The organism is Flavobacterium chilense (assembly GCF_001602525.1).
In the GTDB taxonomy this organism is placed as follows: Bacteria; Bacteroidota; Bacteroidia; order Flavobacteriales; family Flavobacteriaceae; genus Flavobacterium; species Flavobacterium chilense.
In genome coordinates, this window is the sequence record NZ_LSYT01000001.1 from 565,272 (window position 1) to 578,992 (window position 13,721).

Here is a 13,721-nt window from a genome sequence, read left to right on the forward strand (position 1 = left end):
CAAACTTTACAGGATTCCATAATACAATTTTCGTATTTTTGCCTGTACTTTCTTAAAGAAATTAAATGATCAGTATTACCGAAAAAACATTACAAGACTTACAATTTCCAACAGTGCTCGAAACAATTTCAGCTGGTTGCAATACCGACATTGGAAAAGAAAAAGCTTTACAAATAACCCCATTTAGAGACAAAGAAACTTTGATGCAGGCTTTAATGCAAACATCAGAGTATGTTTCTTCTTTTCAGAATAATAATGCGATTCCAAATCATGGATTTGATGCCATAACACATGAAATTAAGTTTTTAGCCATCGAAGACAGTTTTCTGGAAGTAGGAAGTTTTAGAAAAATTGCAACGCTTTCCTCTACGACAAATGTACTACTTACATTCTTAAAAAAATTTGATGATTATTATCCCAACTTAAATGCCAGAGCATCAAGAGTAGAATTAACAAAAGAGATTATTACTTTAATCGATGCAATTGTAGACAAATACGGAGAAATAAAAGACAACGCCTCTCCTGCTCTTTTAAGCATTCGCCAGAATATGAATTTGGTTCGAGGTAAAGTAAACCAAAGTTTTGGTGTGGCTCTAACTCAATATAATGGATTAGGATATTTAGATGATATTAAAGAAAGTTTTGTTCAAAACCGACGTGTTTTGGCTGTTCTTGCTATGTATCGTCGTAAAGTAAAAGGTTCTATTTTAGGAAGTTCCAAAACCGGAAGCATCGCTTATATCGAACCTGAAGCTACTTTAAAATATTCAAGAGAATTAGCAAATCTTGAGTACGAAGAAAAAGAGGAAATCACGAGAATTCTAAAACAATTGTCAAATGCAATCCGACCATTTTTGCCTTTGTTAATTGAATATCAAGACTTTTTAAGCGATATTGATGTTGTTGCCGGGAAAGCAAAATATGCTAACCGCATCAACGGAATACTCCCAACCATTACTGAAGAAAGAAGATTATTTTTCAGAGAAGCGTATCACCCTATTTTATACCTGAACAACAAACAAAAAAATGAAGTTACGCATCCACAGACCATTGAACTAAAACAGGAAAATAGAATTATTGTAATTTCCGGACCAAATGCCGGAGGTAAAACAATTTCCTTAAAAACAGTTGGGTTGTTACAATTGATGCTGCAATCCGGCATCCTGATTCCGGTTCACGAACGCAGTGAAACATTTTTATTCGATAGAATCCTGACTGATATCGGAGACAATCAATCCATTGAAAATCATCTAAGTACATACAGTTACCGATTAAAAAACATGAATTATTTCCTAAAGAAATGTAACAAGAAAACCATGTTTTTGATTGATGAATTTGGTACAGGTTCTGATCCTGAATTAGGTGGAGCTCTGGCAGAAATTTTCCTTGAAGAGTTTTATCACCGCGAAGCATTCGGAATTATTACAACACATTATTCTAATTTAAAAATTCTTGCCAACGAACTTCCATATGCTACAAATGCGAATATGATGTTTGATGAAAAGTCCTTAGAGCCAATGTACAAACTAGCATTAGGACAAGCCGGAAGTTCTTTTACATTTGAAGTTGCTCAAAAAAATGGTATTCCGTTTGGATTGATAAATCGCGCTAAAAAGAAAATCGAAGTAGGCAAAGTTCGTTTTGATAAAACTATTGCAACGCTTCAAAAAGAAAGATCAAAACTGGAAAAAACTTCTTTAAATTTAAAAGAAGAAGAAACCCGCGCGCGAGAGGAAAGTAAAAAGATGGAAAACATCAATACGAGAATCCAGCAAAAATTAGAAAGCTATCAGGAATTATACGACAGCAACCAGAAGATTATATATATAGGACAAAAAATTGATGATATTGCAGAGAAATATTTCAACAACAAAAATAAAAAAGAGCTTATTGGGGAATTTTTGAAAATTGTTGAAATCGAAAATTCAAAACGTAAAAAAGCAACTCCAAAGGAAACTAAAGCCATAACCGAAAAGAAAAAAGAAGTTATTGCCGAAGTACAAGTAAAAGTTGAAGAAATCCGAAAAGAGAAAAAAGAAAAGAAACTCAAACCTGTTATCGAAAAACCAAAACCAATTTTAAAAGTTGGTGACAGAGTCAGAATGCTTGATGGAAGATCCGTTGGAAGTATCGACTCGATCGAAAAAAATAAGGCAACAGTAAATTATGGGATTTTTACTTCGAAAGTAAGCTTAGATGAATTAGAGTTAGTTGAAGCTGTTAAGAAGTAAGTTTTCAATCTCAGTGTAATCTTCAATTATAAAAAAGCTTAAATTTCATCGAAAATTAAAATAAAGCGATTTGAACGAATATTTTCAAAAAGACAATTAAGAAGATAGAAAATTTTCAAAAATCAATTTTAAACGATTTATGAAAGCCGATTTTGATTTATAAAAATTATAGAATTTTCTATTTTAATAAATTATACTTATTAAGATAGCTATTTCATTTTTGCCATTCGGACAAATTAGAAATGACAAAATAAAATGAGCTTTGTCAAAAGTTTCAAACTTTGACAAAGCTCTCATAAAAAACTACTGAAATGCAAGACTTACCAAAGAATAAAAAAATCATCCTCTTTGATGGAGTTTGCAATTTATGCAGCAACGCGGTTCAGTTTATTATAAAACACGATAAAAAAGATACTTTTAGATTTGTCGCATTGCAGTCAGAATTAGGAATTTCAATATGTAAACATTTAGGAATTAGTTTTTCTAAAATGGATAGTATTATTTTGTATAATCCTGGAACGGCTTATTTTTACAAATCATCGGCAATAATCGAAATCGCTAAAAACTTTGGCGGTTTATGGAAACTAACATCCATTTTTAGAATCGTCCCAATTTTCATCAGTGACAGAATTTATGATTATGTTGCAAAAAACAGATACAATTGGTATGGCAAAAAAGAAAGCTGTATGATCCCGACTCCGGAATTGAAAGAGAAGTTTCTTTAGAGATTACCTACTGACTTTACTGATCAAACAGATTTACACAAATATTTTATTCTCATTTTTGTCATTTCGACGAAGGAGAAATGACAAACAAAGCAGAAAAACCTAATAAAAGTAAAAATCCCAAATTCGCAATAATAGGAATTTGGGATTTTTTATTTGAAATTCATCAAAAAATTATCTGATCAATTTTCTGTATTTCAATCGTTTTGGAGTTAAGTCACCACCAAGACGTTTCTTTTTGTTTTCTTCATAATCTGAGAAACTTCCTTCGAAGAAATATACTTCAGAATCTCCTTCAAAAGCTAAGATGTGAGTACAAATTCTATCTAAGAACCATCTGTCGTGCGAAATAATTACAGCACAACCAGCAAAATTCTCTAAACCTTCCTCTAATGCACGAAGTGTATTTACATCCAGGTCATTCGTAGGCTCATCCAGTAAAAGTACGTTTCCTTCTTCTTTCAAAGTCATCGCTAAGTGCAAACGGTTACGCTCTCCACCAGATAACATGGATACTTTTTTGTTTTGCTCACCACCTCCAAAATTGAAACGAGATAAATAAGCTCTTGAGTTAACCTGCTTTCCACCCATCATAACTAATTCCTGACCATCGGCAAAGTTTTCCCAAATAGATTTATTTGGATCAATATTAGAGTGTGACTGATCTACATAAGCGATTTTTACCGTTTCTCCAACTGAAAATTCTCCGCTATCAGTAGCTTGCTCTCCCATAATCATTTTGAAAATAGTAGATTTACCAGCACCGTTTGGTCCGATAATTCCAACAATACCAGCTTGTGGCAAAGTAAAGTTCAAATTATCATATAATAATTTATCTCCAAAAGCTTTGGCAACATTTTTTGCTTCGATAACATTAGTCCCTAAACGTGGACCATTTGGAATGTAGATTTCCAGGTTTTCATCCAGTTGTTTTTGGTCTTCGTTTAATAATTTATCGTAATTCTGTAAACGCGCTTTTTGTTTGGTTTGACGTCCTTTTGCTCCCTGACGAACCCATTCTAACTCACGCTCTAAAGTTTTTCTACGTTTTGAAGCTACTTTTTCTTCCTGAGCCATACGGTTTGATTTTTGATCTAACCAAGAAGAATAGTTTCCTTTCCATGGAATACCTTCTCCTCTATCCAACTCTAAAATCCAACCTGCAACGTTATCAAGGAAGTATCTATCGTGTGTTACAGCAATTACAGTTCCTGAATATTGTGCTAAATGCTGTTCTAACCAAAGTACAGATTCAGCATCAAGGTGGTTGGTAGGCTCATCCAAAAGTAACACATCTGGCTGTTGCAACAACAAACGGCATAAAGCTACACGACGACGCTCACCTCCAGAAAGGTTTTTAATAGGTGTATCTCCTTCTGGTGTACGCAATGCATCCATTGCAATTTCTAATTTGGTATCGATTTCCCAAGCACCAAGAGCATCAATTTTGTCTTGCAAAGCTGCCTGACGGTCCATCAATTTATCCATTTTATCTGGATCTGAGTAATTTTCTTCAAGACCAAATAAATCATTTATCTGATTGTATTCTTCTAAAACTGCCATAGTTTCTGCAGCTCCTTCACGAACAATTTCGATTACCGTTTTAGAATCATCAAGAATTGGTTCCTGCTCTAAGTAACCTACAGTATAACCAGGTTGAAAAACAACATCTCCCTGATAGTTTTTATCAACTCCTGCAATAATTTTTAAAAGTGAAGATTTTCCAGAACCATTAAGACCTAAAATACCAATTTTAGCTCCGTAAAAGAAACTTAAATAAATATTCTTAAGTACCGGTTTGTCTGCTCCCTGATAGGTTTTACTCAATTTTTGCATTGAGAAAATTACTTTCTTATCGTCTGACATTCTATTTATTTTTAAATTTTAATTAATTCTTTTTTATTGAATTTGTAGCAATTTATCCTTGCTATCGATATTGAAAAGATTAAACTCTACCTTTCAAAGCATTAAAAACCCAGGCATTAGCAATAAAACCAACACCAGTCGCCGCAAATCCCCAGCCTGAAACATCTCTGTATCTAAAAGCACCAAGACCTATAAGCAACAATCCCATAAGTACCATTATAAAAGTAGCCCATCCTAGAATGGTATTTTTATTCATTCCCATAACTGTGTAATTATTATTTTTAAGTAGTAAATTTTTCAGAAAGGCAAATATCGTGAATTTTCGTGGCTTAATTAAATATTTTATACAGCATTTCTTTTAACAAATCTGACTGTGGTAAAGCATTGGCTCCAACACCCTTACTTTTAACATCAATATCACGCAAAGCACCCACAATCTGACTAACTTTCCGCATTGGATAATTTTTTACAGCCAGATCGTATTCTTTTAAAAAATAAGGATTTACCCCAATTGCAGCTGCTACATTCTTTGGATTTTTATCTTTAAGTCCGTGGTATTTTAAAAGCTGAACAAAAAAGCCAAACACCAATCCAGTTGTCATTACCAAAGGGTATTCTTTAGGATTATGAGCAAAATTTTCAGCAATTTTATAAGCTTTAAGCTGATTGCGTTCTCCAATAGCTTTTCGGAGTTCAAAAACATTATAATCTTTACTAAAGCCAATATTTTCCTCAATATGTTGTGGCGTTATCATGGTTCCCTGAGGCAAAATAATTTGTAGTTTCTCCAGTTCATTATTGATCTTACTCAAATCTGTACCCAAAAATTCTACCAGCATCGCATTTGCTTTAGGATCAATTGTGTATTTTTTCCCCGCTAGAACGCGTTTTATCCAATCTCCAACCTGATTTTCGTAAAGTTTTTTGCTTTCATATACAACACCTTTTTGAGCCAAAAGCTTAGTAACTTTTTTACGTTTATCCAGTGTTTTGTATTTATAACAAAACACCAGAACTGTAGTTTCCATAGGACTATTAACGTAGGATTCAATTTTATCAATTGTTCGGGACAAATCCTGCGCTTCTTTCACGATAACAACCTGACGGTCAGCCATCATAGGATAGCGCTTGGCCGTTGAAACGATATCTTCTACAGAAACATCTCTTCCATATAAAACCGTCTGGTTAAATCCTTTTTCTTCTTCTGCCAGTACATTTTGCTCAATATACTCTGACAATTTATCTATATAATAAGGTTCTTCCCCCATTAAAAAGTAAATTGGCTTTATATCTCCCGCTTTTATATCGTTAACAATTTTTACAACTTCGTCCATTAAATATTCTTATTTCAAATCTAAGATTTCAGGCTCTACTTTCAATTAACTTGAAATTTTAAACTTTGAAACCTGAAACTATTTTATATTTTTGCGCTATGCAGCAATTAAACTTCCCCTCATATACTTTCCGATTCAAAAATAGCGAAAATAAAGTGTCTATTTTTGATGAAATCAGGAAAAAATTTATAATTCTTACTCCTGAAGAATGGGTTCGTCAGCATGTTGTTCAGTATTTAATGATTGAAAAAAAATACCCAAAATCGTTAATCAATGTTGAGAAAGTTTTAAAAGTCAACGGATTGCGAAAAAGATACGATGTTGTAGTCTTTAATTCTGATGGTTCTATACATATATTGGTAGAGTGTAAAGCACCCGAAGTTAAAATCTCTCAGGCAACTTTTGATCAAATTGCCCGTTATAATATGACAATGCAGGCACGGTTTTTGAATGTGACAAACGGACTGAATCATTTTTATTGTCAAATGGATTTTGAAAATGAAAAATATCAGTTTTTAAGAGGCTTGCCTAATTATAACGAATAAAAGAATATTAAAATAAATAAAAATTACTTTTGGATAAAATTGCTGTTGTTATTTTAAATTGGAACGGAGTAAAATTGTTAGAGCAATTTTTACCCTCTGTTGTTCAATTTTCTGATGAAGCTACTATATATGTTGCTGACAATGCATCGACAGATGATTCTATAAATTTCGTCAGGCAAAATTTCCCTACTATCAAAATAGTACAAAATAGCGGTAATCATGGCTTTGCTAAAGGTTATAACGATGCTTTGAAACACATTGATGCTGAAATTTATGCATTAGTAAATTCAGATATTGAAGTAACTGAGAATTGGCTTAAACCAATTATTGAAACTTTGGAGACCGAAAAGCAAACTGCTATTATCCAGCCTAAAATTCTTGATTTTAAAAACAAAGAATACTTTGAATATGCAGGTGCTGCAGGTGGGTTTATTGATAAATATGGTTTTCCTTATTGTCGTGGACGAATTTTTGATACTATTGAAAAAGACAATGGTCAATACAATGATAACTGTGAATTATTCTGGGCATCAGGAGCATGTTTTTTTATTAGAAGCGGCGTATACCATGAATTAAAAGGTTTTGATGAAAGCTTTTTTGCTCATCAGGAGGAAATTGATTTATGCTGGCGTGCAGCAAATGAAGGTCATATTATTAAATATGTATCTCAATCTGTTGTTTATCATGTTGGAGGAGCGACTTTACAACAAGGAAATCCCAAAAAGACCTATTTAAATTTTAGAAATTCATTATTAATGCTTGTCAAAAATTTACCTAAAAAGGGCTTGTTTTTTGTGATATTCTTTCGAATGATTTTAGATGGTATTGCCGGTATCCGTTTTCTTACACAGGGAAAATTTCAACATACTTTTGCCATTTTGAAAGCACATTTTTCATTTTATTGTATATCTTTAAAGTATCTTCGGGAGCGAAAAGATTTTCAACTACAGCAATACTATACGGTTAAAAGCATCGTTTTCCTATATTACATAAAGAAACAGACCGTATTTAAAGAAATCTTTAACAGTAATCAAAATATTAAGAACTAAATTTGTAATCAACGTTTAATTAAATATAATACCTATGAGAAAAATAGTAATCGCACTATCAGTATTAATGGCCTTAACTTCGTGTGTATCGAAAAAACAATACGCAGCATTAGAAGCTAAGAACAAAGAAACCCAAGATTTATTAAATTCTTGCACAGTAAAACTAAATACATGTTTAGAGGAAAAAGCAGGATTAGCTGCTACAGCTGAGAGCTATAAACAACATAATCAAGATTTAATAAGTACTTCAAAAGATTTAACAGTTTTAACTACTAAAGGTGCTGAAAACCTTGAAAAATCTTTAGAAAGTTTAAAAGAAAAAGATTTAAAAATCTCAAGACTTCAAGATGCACTTACTAAAAAAGACAGTGTAACATTAGCATTAGTTACAAGCTTGAAAGGTGCAGTTGGAATCAATGATCCGGATATCGAAATCAATGTAGAAAAAGGAGTTGTATTCATTTCTATCGCAGATAAATTATTATTTAAAAGCGGTAGCTACGATGTAAGTGATAAAGCAAAAGGTGTTTTGGCTAAAGTTGCAAAAGTAGTAAACGACAAACCTGATTTCGAATGTATGGTTGAAGGACACACTGATGATGTTCCTTACAAAAGCAACGGAGTTTTGTTAGACAACTGGGATTTAAGTGTTAAACGTTCTACTTCTATCGTACGTGTATTAACAAACGATCTTGGTGTTAACCCTGCTAAATTAATTGCAGCTGGTAGAAGTTCATATGTACCTTTAGTTGCAAATGATACTCCGGACAATAAAGCTCGTAACAGAAGAACTCGTATTGTTGTTATGCCAAAAATCGATCAATTCTATGATATGATTGAAAAAGAAATGAAAAAACAAGCAAAATAATTTAAAGTAACATACTTTGAACATACAGAAAAAGCAGGTCAATTGACCTGCTTTTATGTATCCTTAATTTTTTTAATAACCAATTAAATATAAATCAAGAATAGCATTATCTTTAAATTAACTAACTAAATTTTAACTATACTAAAGTTAGTTATTTATTTTAAACTTTTATACCCTTTCAGTTTTTTTTTACAAATACACCATGTCAAGGGTTTTACATAGAAAAGATAATTAAATTTTAAGCCTAAAATTTATTTTATCCCATAATTTAAAGGCAACATATCTCCTACTTTCTTTTCTGAAATTTTTCCTGAAAAAAGTATGCTTTCAATATTTGAATTATTTCCATACTTATAAATATAAAAACTGTCTGTTTGAAAAGTGATCTTTGATCCTTCACTTTTATTAAATGTAATGTTATAAGCTGCAACAATATCTTTTAAGTTTTCGTTTGTAATTTCTCTTTTGTCCTGAGGAATGACTTCTACTTTTACAAAATCTTCTTCTTTTATTATTTTGAAGCATTTAGCAGGATCCAGATTATCTTCATCGTTAAATAATAAAAATTTCTTTGCTCCCCAATCCTTATTGGCGAAATTTCTAAAAAACTGGATTTGAGATCCCTGATAAGTTTTTTCTCTTTTTTCTAAAATTTCAGCAGTATTATCAATTTCTTCAAATCGGCTTACACCACCGTAAAAATTCTTAATAACATCTTTTGAGTTAATACTCAGTTTATTAAAAGTAATTTCAAAAATTACCAATTCAAAATCTATCTTATATCCTAAAGCAGGATTCATAATTATTAGAGGCTTATCTGAAGAAGCTGTAAAAACCAATTTCTCTTTATCATATTTAAAACGAATATCATCTTCATTTTTAATAACTGCTGATTTTGCATTATTCGTTTTTCCTAAAAAATATTCTCTAAACAATTTTAGCTTCTGAGTTCTTGTAAACAGTTCATTAGTATTAACAACAACTTCTTTAAGCTCATTTTTCGAAATTGCCATAGCGATATTTAGTGGCTTCGAAGCATCTAAACCCGTAAGATACTCTGTCTGATATCCCATAAAACTAATTACCAAAATACTATTGGCATTAGGCTCATACTTTATAGTAAAATTTCCGTTTGCATCTGAAATAGTAGAAATTGTTGTGCCGTCAAAGTATACATTTACTCCTTCTAACGGAATATTGTCTTTGCCTGTGATTTTACCTTTAAGGTTATGTTGCGAAAATATTGTGACAGCAGAAAACAAAAACAAAAGAGTAAGTAGTTTTTTCATTAAATACAAAAGGTTTAGTTAATTATTAGCTAATTAACCAAACCTTTTCGTATTATCCTAGATAATCTGTTTTTTATTCTTACAAGATATCAATATCTCCTTTTCCTTCTCTTATCACAACTGGCTCATGTTCTGATAAGTCTATAATAGTAGATCCTACATTATCACCATAACCACCATCAATAACCAGATCTACAAGATTTTGCCATTTTTCAAAAATCAGTTCAGGATCTGTTGTATATTCAATTACATCATCTTCATCACGGATTGAAGTAGAAACTATCGGATTTCCCAATTGCTTAACAATTTCCAGAACAATGTTATTATCAGGAACACGAATACCTACAGTGGTTTTCTTTTTGAACTCTTTAGGTAAATTATTGTTTCCTGGTAAAATAAAAGTGTAAGGACCAGGTAAGGCTCTTTTTAAAATTTTAAAAGTAGATGTATCAATCTGACGCACATAATCTGATAAATTACTCAAATCATGACAGATAAAAGAAAAATTAGCTTTTTCTAATTTAACTCCTTTTATCTTTGCTATTTTCTCTAAAGCTCTTGAATTGGTAATATCACAACCTAAACCATATACAGTATCAGTTGGATAAATTACTAAACCTCCGTTCTGAAGTACTTTTACCACTTTGGCAATTGCGGCTTCACTAGGTTTATCCGGATATATTTTTATAAATTCTGCCATTTTGTTTTTAGAATAAAGATGTTAGACAATAGAATAAAGACTACTCTTTAATTCTTTTAAAATTTTAGATACAAATAGTAACATTCCGAAAGCAAATAAATTTAATTTAAAACGAAAAACATCATTTTCCCGAAATGCTAATAAATATTGCGAAGGTTGAAAATCAAATCCTACGAGAGTATCATTTGTTAAGTCTAAAGTGAAATTTATAGCAATTCCATTTACAGCTGTGTAAAATATGCCATAAAATTCGAAAGCAATTAATTGTAAAATTAGTGAAATGATTACTGAATTTAATCCTCTCAAATATTTTTTCTTATTTAATAACCATGCGGAATAAATACAAAATCCAAAAAATAAAAAAGGTATAATAAGCAAAATATGAAAAGACTCACCATACTTATCAACATTAGTGGTAAAAATTAAATATATCATTAATAAAATTCCGAGAATACCTCCGAAAAATTGATAAATCTCAATAAAATCAAGCTTCTTTAAAAGTGCTTTATTTATCATTTTACTTTTTACTTTTTACTTTTTACTTTTTACTTTTTTTATCCTACAACGTCTAATTTTGCAAAACGAAGCAGGAGTTTTTTTATTCCGCCTACTTCAAATTTTATCTCAGCTTTTTTATCCGGACCAACTCCTTCTAAATTAATCACTTCACCTTTTCCAAAACGCTCATGCATTACAACATTACCAATCGTTAATTTGTTATCAAACAAATTAGGCGCAGCACTATTTGGATTAGTTCCTGCAACTGGTTTTAACTTACGAATGTTTAAATCCGGTTTTGGACTATTGTCAGTAATATGTTTTGGAGGAGTTCCTCCTACTGGTTTTGCCAATCTTAATTTCGATTTATCAACATCACCAAAGATATCTCCGTCAATTGGCGATTTATAACGATAATTCGTTTCAGCCGGAGTTAGATATTCCAAAAACTGTCCGTCAATTTCTTCAATAAAACGAGATGGTTCACTATCAGTCAATTTTCCCCAGCGGTAACGAGACTGCGCATAAGTTAAATAAGCCTGATGTTCTGCACGGGTTAAAGCTACATAAAATAAACGACGTTCTTCTTCTAATTCACTTCTGGTACTCATACTCATCGCACTCGGAAACAAATCTTCCTCCATACCCACAACAAAAACATGCGGGAATTCAAGTCCTTTCGCAAGGTGAATAGTCATCAGTGCTACACGATCTTCATCAGATGTGTCTTTATCCAAATCTGTTGCAAGTGCTACATCTTCCATAAATTCAGACAAAGCCCCTCTTGCACCGTCAATTTCTTTCTGTCCTTCCGTAAAATCTTTAATACCGTTTAAAAGTTCTTCGATATTTTGAATTTTTGCCATTCCCTCAGGAGTTGCATCTTTCTTTAGTTCCTGAACCAAACCGGTTTTCTTGGCAACGTGATCTGTTATATAAAAAGCGTCCTGATTTTGATCTATAACCTGAAAACTCTGAATCATCGTTACAAAATCATTGATTTTATTTTTTGTTCCTGAGTTTAATTTTAAGTCGATTTTATCGATATTAACCATTACTTCCCAAATGGAACGTTTGTAATGATTAGCGGCAATTGTCAACTTCTCAACAGTTGTATCTCCAATTCCACGTGCCGGATAATTAATAACACGAACCAGTGCTTCTTCGTCCTTTGGATTAATCACCAAACGCAAATAACACAAGACATCTTTAATTTCCTTACGTTGATAAAATGATAATCCTCCATAAATTCTATACGGAATATCTCTTTTTCTCAAGGCATCTTCCATCGCACGCGACTGAGCATTTGTACGATACAAAATTGCAAAAGATCCGTTATGAAGCTGATTTTGCATTTTTTGCTCAAAAATTGTACTCGCAACAAAACGCCCTTCTTCAGCATCAGTTAAACTTCGGTGCACCTTAATTCTTGGTCCAAAATCATTGGCTGTCCAAACTACTTTATCAAGTTTGGTTTTATTATGCTCCATTACCGTATTGGCAGCTTCTACAATATTTCGGGTTGAGCGGTAGTTTTGCTCCAAACGGAACATAATTACACCTTCATAATCTTTTTGGAAGTTCAAAATATTGTTGATATTCGCACCACGAAATGCATAAATACTCTGTGCATCATCACCAACTACACAAATATTCTGAAATCTGTCTGATAAAGCCCTAACAATCAAATACTGAGAGTGATTCGTATCCTGGTACTCATCAACCAAAATATAACGAAAACGATCCTGATACTTAGCTAAAACTTCCGGAAAACGAGTCAATAATTCATTGGTTTTCAACAATAAATCATCAAAATCCATTGCACCGGCTTTAAAACAGCGATCTACATACTGCTGATAAATCTCACCCATTCTTGGTCGTTTTGCCATAGCATCGGCTTCAACCAATTCCGGATTATTGAAATACGCTTTTACCGTAATCAAACTGTTTTTATAATTAGATATACGTCCTAAAATCTGTTTTGGCTTATAGACATCACGATCCAGCTGCATTTCTTTAATAATTGAAGAAATCAATCTGGCCGAATCCTGAGAATCATAAATAGTAAAATTTGAAGGATAGCCCAAATGATCGGATTCTGAACGCAGAATACGCGCAAAAATCGAGTGAAAAGTTCCCATCCAAAGATTCTTTGCTTCAGATGCTCCCACAATATCAGAGATCCTGTGCTTCATTTCTCGCGCTGCTTTATTGGTAAAAGTCAGCGATAAAATATTAAAGGCATCAATTCCCTGAGCCATTAAATAAGCAATTCTAATAGTCAAAACACGGGTTTTTCCCGAACCTGCACCAGCAATAATAATCATTGGCCCGTCTTTTTTCAGAACGGGTTGTCGTTGCGCTTCATTGAGTTGATCAATGTACTTTTGCATGAAATTTTTCTCCATAATTAATGCAAAAATAAGAATTAATGATTGAAAAAGCTACTAAGATTCTGAGGTTCTAAGAGGCTAATTTTTTTTATTTTTTGAAGCAGAAAAATAGCCATTTTAAAAAATATAGTTCCCGCTTTCGGCTATATCTCTCCGTTTCACTACGAGGATACCGCCTCTATCGGGGCTAAATTAGCACAATTGGCTTTTTTAGAAACATTTT

General features: G+C 32.3%; 12 protein-coding genes. 5 read left to right on the forward strand and 7 right to left on the reverse strand.

All coding sequences use genetic code 11. From position 1 onward, the window contains the following. The first annotated feature begins 65 nt into the window (after positions 1-65). The gene (locus A4F88_RS02335) at positions 66-2,231 is read left to right on the forward strand and encodes an endonuclease MutS2 (RefSeq protein WP_068840919.1); all 2,166 of its coding nucleotides are present in this window, start codon (positions 66-68) and stop codon (positions 2,229-2,231) included. Between the two features lie 311 nt (positions 2,232-2,542). Then, positions 2,543-2,956 carry a thiol-disulfide oxidoreductase DCC family protein gene (locus A4F88_RS02340; RefSeq protein ID WP_068840920.1) on the forward strand — a complete coding sequence of 138 codons (414 nt, stop codon included), beginning with the start codon at positions 2,543-2,545 and terminating at the stop codon, positions 2,954-2,956. Positions 2,957-3,130: 174 nt separating this feature from the next. Here the strand turns inward: A4F88_RS02340 and ettA are convergent, their stop codons facing one another. The 3 genes from ettA to holA form a co-directional block, all read right to left on the reverse strand. Continuing rightward, the gene (ettA, locus tag A4F88_RS02345; protein WP_068840921.1) at positions 3,131-4,822 is read right to left on the reverse strand and encodes an energy-dependent translational throttle protein EttA; all 1,692 of its coding nucleotides are present in this window, start codon (positions 4,820-4,822) and stop codon (positions 3,131-3,133) included. Positions 4,823-4,901: 79 nt separating this feature from the next. Further along, positions 4,902-5,084, reverse strand: a complete 183-nt coding sequence (locus tag A4F88_RS02350; RefSeq protein WP_017497526.1) for a CAL67264 family membrane protein — start codon at positions 5,082-5,084, stop codon at positions 4,902-4,904. Positions 5,085-5,151: 67 nt separating this feature from the next. After that, the gene (gene holA, locus A4F88_RS02355; RefSeq protein WP_068840922.1) at positions 5,152-6,156 is read right to left on the reverse strand and encodes a DNA polymerase III subunit delta; all 1,005 of its coding nucleotides are present in this window, start codon (positions 6,154-6,156) and stop codon (positions 5,152-5,154) included. A 98-nt stretch (positions 6,157-6,254) separates the two neighbouring features. On the opposite strand from holA, the gene A4F88_RS02360 reads away from it, so the two are divergent. The 3 genes from A4F88_RS02360 to A4F88_RS02370 are packed head-to-tail and all read left to right on the forward strand — an operon-like array spanning position 6,255 to position 8,618. Next, positions 6,255-6,701, forward strand: coding sequence for a type I restriction enzyme HsdR N-terminal domain-containing protein (locus A4F88_RS02360; protein WP_068840923.1), 447 nt, complete (start codon positions 6,255-6,257; stop codon positions 6,699-6,701). Positions 6,702-6,730: 29 nt separating this feature from the next. Beyond that, positions 6,731-7,750, forward strand: a complete 1,020-nt coding sequence (locus A4F88_RS02365; protein WP_068840924.1) for a glycosyltransferase family 2 protein — start codon at positions 6,731-6,733, stop codon at positions 7,748-7,750. Between the two features lie 34 nt (positions 7,751-7,784). After that, positions 7,785-8,618 (forward strand): OmpA/MotB family protein, encoded by an 834-nt coding sequence (locus A4F88_RS02370; protein ID WP_068840925.1) that lies wholly within the window; start codon positions 7,785-7,787, stop codon positions 8,616-8,618. A gap of 251 nt (positions 8,619-8,869) precedes the next feature. Here the strand turns inward: A4F88_RS02370 and A4F88_RS02375 are convergent, their stop codons facing one another. The 4 genes from A4F88_RS02375 to A4F88_RS02390 all read right to left on the reverse strand — a co-directional run bounded on the left by A4F88_RS02375 (position 8,870) and on the right by A4F88_RS02390 (position 13,498). After that, the gene (locus tag A4F88_RS02375; RefSeq protein ID WP_068840926.1) at positions 8,870-9,907 is read right to left on the reverse strand and encodes a carboxypeptidase-like regulatory domain-containing protein; all 1,038 of its coding nucleotides are present in this window, start codon (positions 9,905-9,907) and stop codon (positions 8,870-8,872) included. 79 nt (positions 9,908-9,986) lie between these two features. Continuing rightward, entirely contained in the window at positions 9,987-10,607 is a 621-nt protein-coding gene (locus A4F88_RS02380; RefSeq protein ID WP_068840927.1) for an L-threonylcarbamoyladenylate synthase, read from the reverse strand. Between the two features lie 21 nt (positions 10,608-10,628). After that, positions 10,629-11,123: a hypothetical protein gene (locus A4F88_RS02385; RefSeq protein WP_068840928.1), complete on the reverse strand. Its 495-nt coding sequence runs from the start codon at positions 11,121-11,123 to the stop codon at positions 10,629-10,631. A 38-nt stretch (positions 11,124-11,161) separates the two neighbouring features. Then, the gene (locus A4F88_RS02390) at positions 11,162-13,498 is read right to left on the reverse strand and encodes an ATP-dependent helicase (protein WP_068841440.1); all 2,337 of its coding nucleotides are present in this window, start codon (positions 13,496-13,498) and stop codon (positions 11,162-11,164) included. Between the last annotated feature and the right edge of the window lie 223 nt (positions 13,499-13,721).

Bases quoted from the DNA above. Each gene is read 5' to 3' on its own strand.
- A4F88_RS02335 (WP_068840919.1), top strand. From the start codon at position 66: ATGATCAGTATTACCGAAAAAACATTACAAGACTTACAATTTCCAACA.
- A4F88_RS02340 (WP_068840920.1), top strand. From the start codon at position 2,543: ATGCAAGACTTACCAAAGAATAAAAAAATCATCCTCTTTGATGGAGTT.
- ettA (WP_068840921.1), bottom strand. From the start codon at position 4,822: ATGTCAGACGATAAGAAAGTAATTTTCTCAATGCAAAAATTGAGTAAA.
- A4F88_RS02350 (WP_017497526.1), bottom strand. From the start codon at position 5,084: ATGGGAATGAATAAAAATACCATTCTAGGATGGGCTACTTTTATAATG.
- holA (WP_068840922.1), bottom strand. From the start codon at position 6,156: ATGGACGAAGTTGTAAAAATTGTTAACGATATAAAAGCGGGAGATATA.
- A4F88_RS02360 (WP_068840923.1), top strand. From the start codon at position 6,255: ATGCAGCAATTAAACTTCCCCTCATATACTTTCCGATTCAAAAATAGC.
- A4F88_RS02370 (WP_068840925.1), top strand. From the start codon at position 7,785: ATGAGAAAAATAGTAATCGCACTATCAGTATTAATGGCCTTAACTTCG.
- A4F88_RS02375 (WP_068840926.1), bottom strand. From the start codon at position 9,907: ATGAAAAAACTACTTACTCTTTTGTTTTTGTTTTCTGCTGTCACAATA.
- A4F88_RS02380 (WP_068840927.1), bottom strand. From the start codon at position 10,607: ATGGCAGAATTTATAAAAATATATCCGGATAAACCTAGTGAAGCCGCA.
- A4F88_RS02385 (WP_068840928.1), bottom strand. From the start codon at position 11,123: ATGATAAATAAAGCACTTTTAAAGAAGCTTGATTTTATTGAGATTTAT.
- A4F88_RS02390 (WP_068841440.1), bottom strand. From the start codon at position 13,498: ATGCAAAAGTACATTGATCAACTCAATGAAGCGCAACGACAACCCGTT.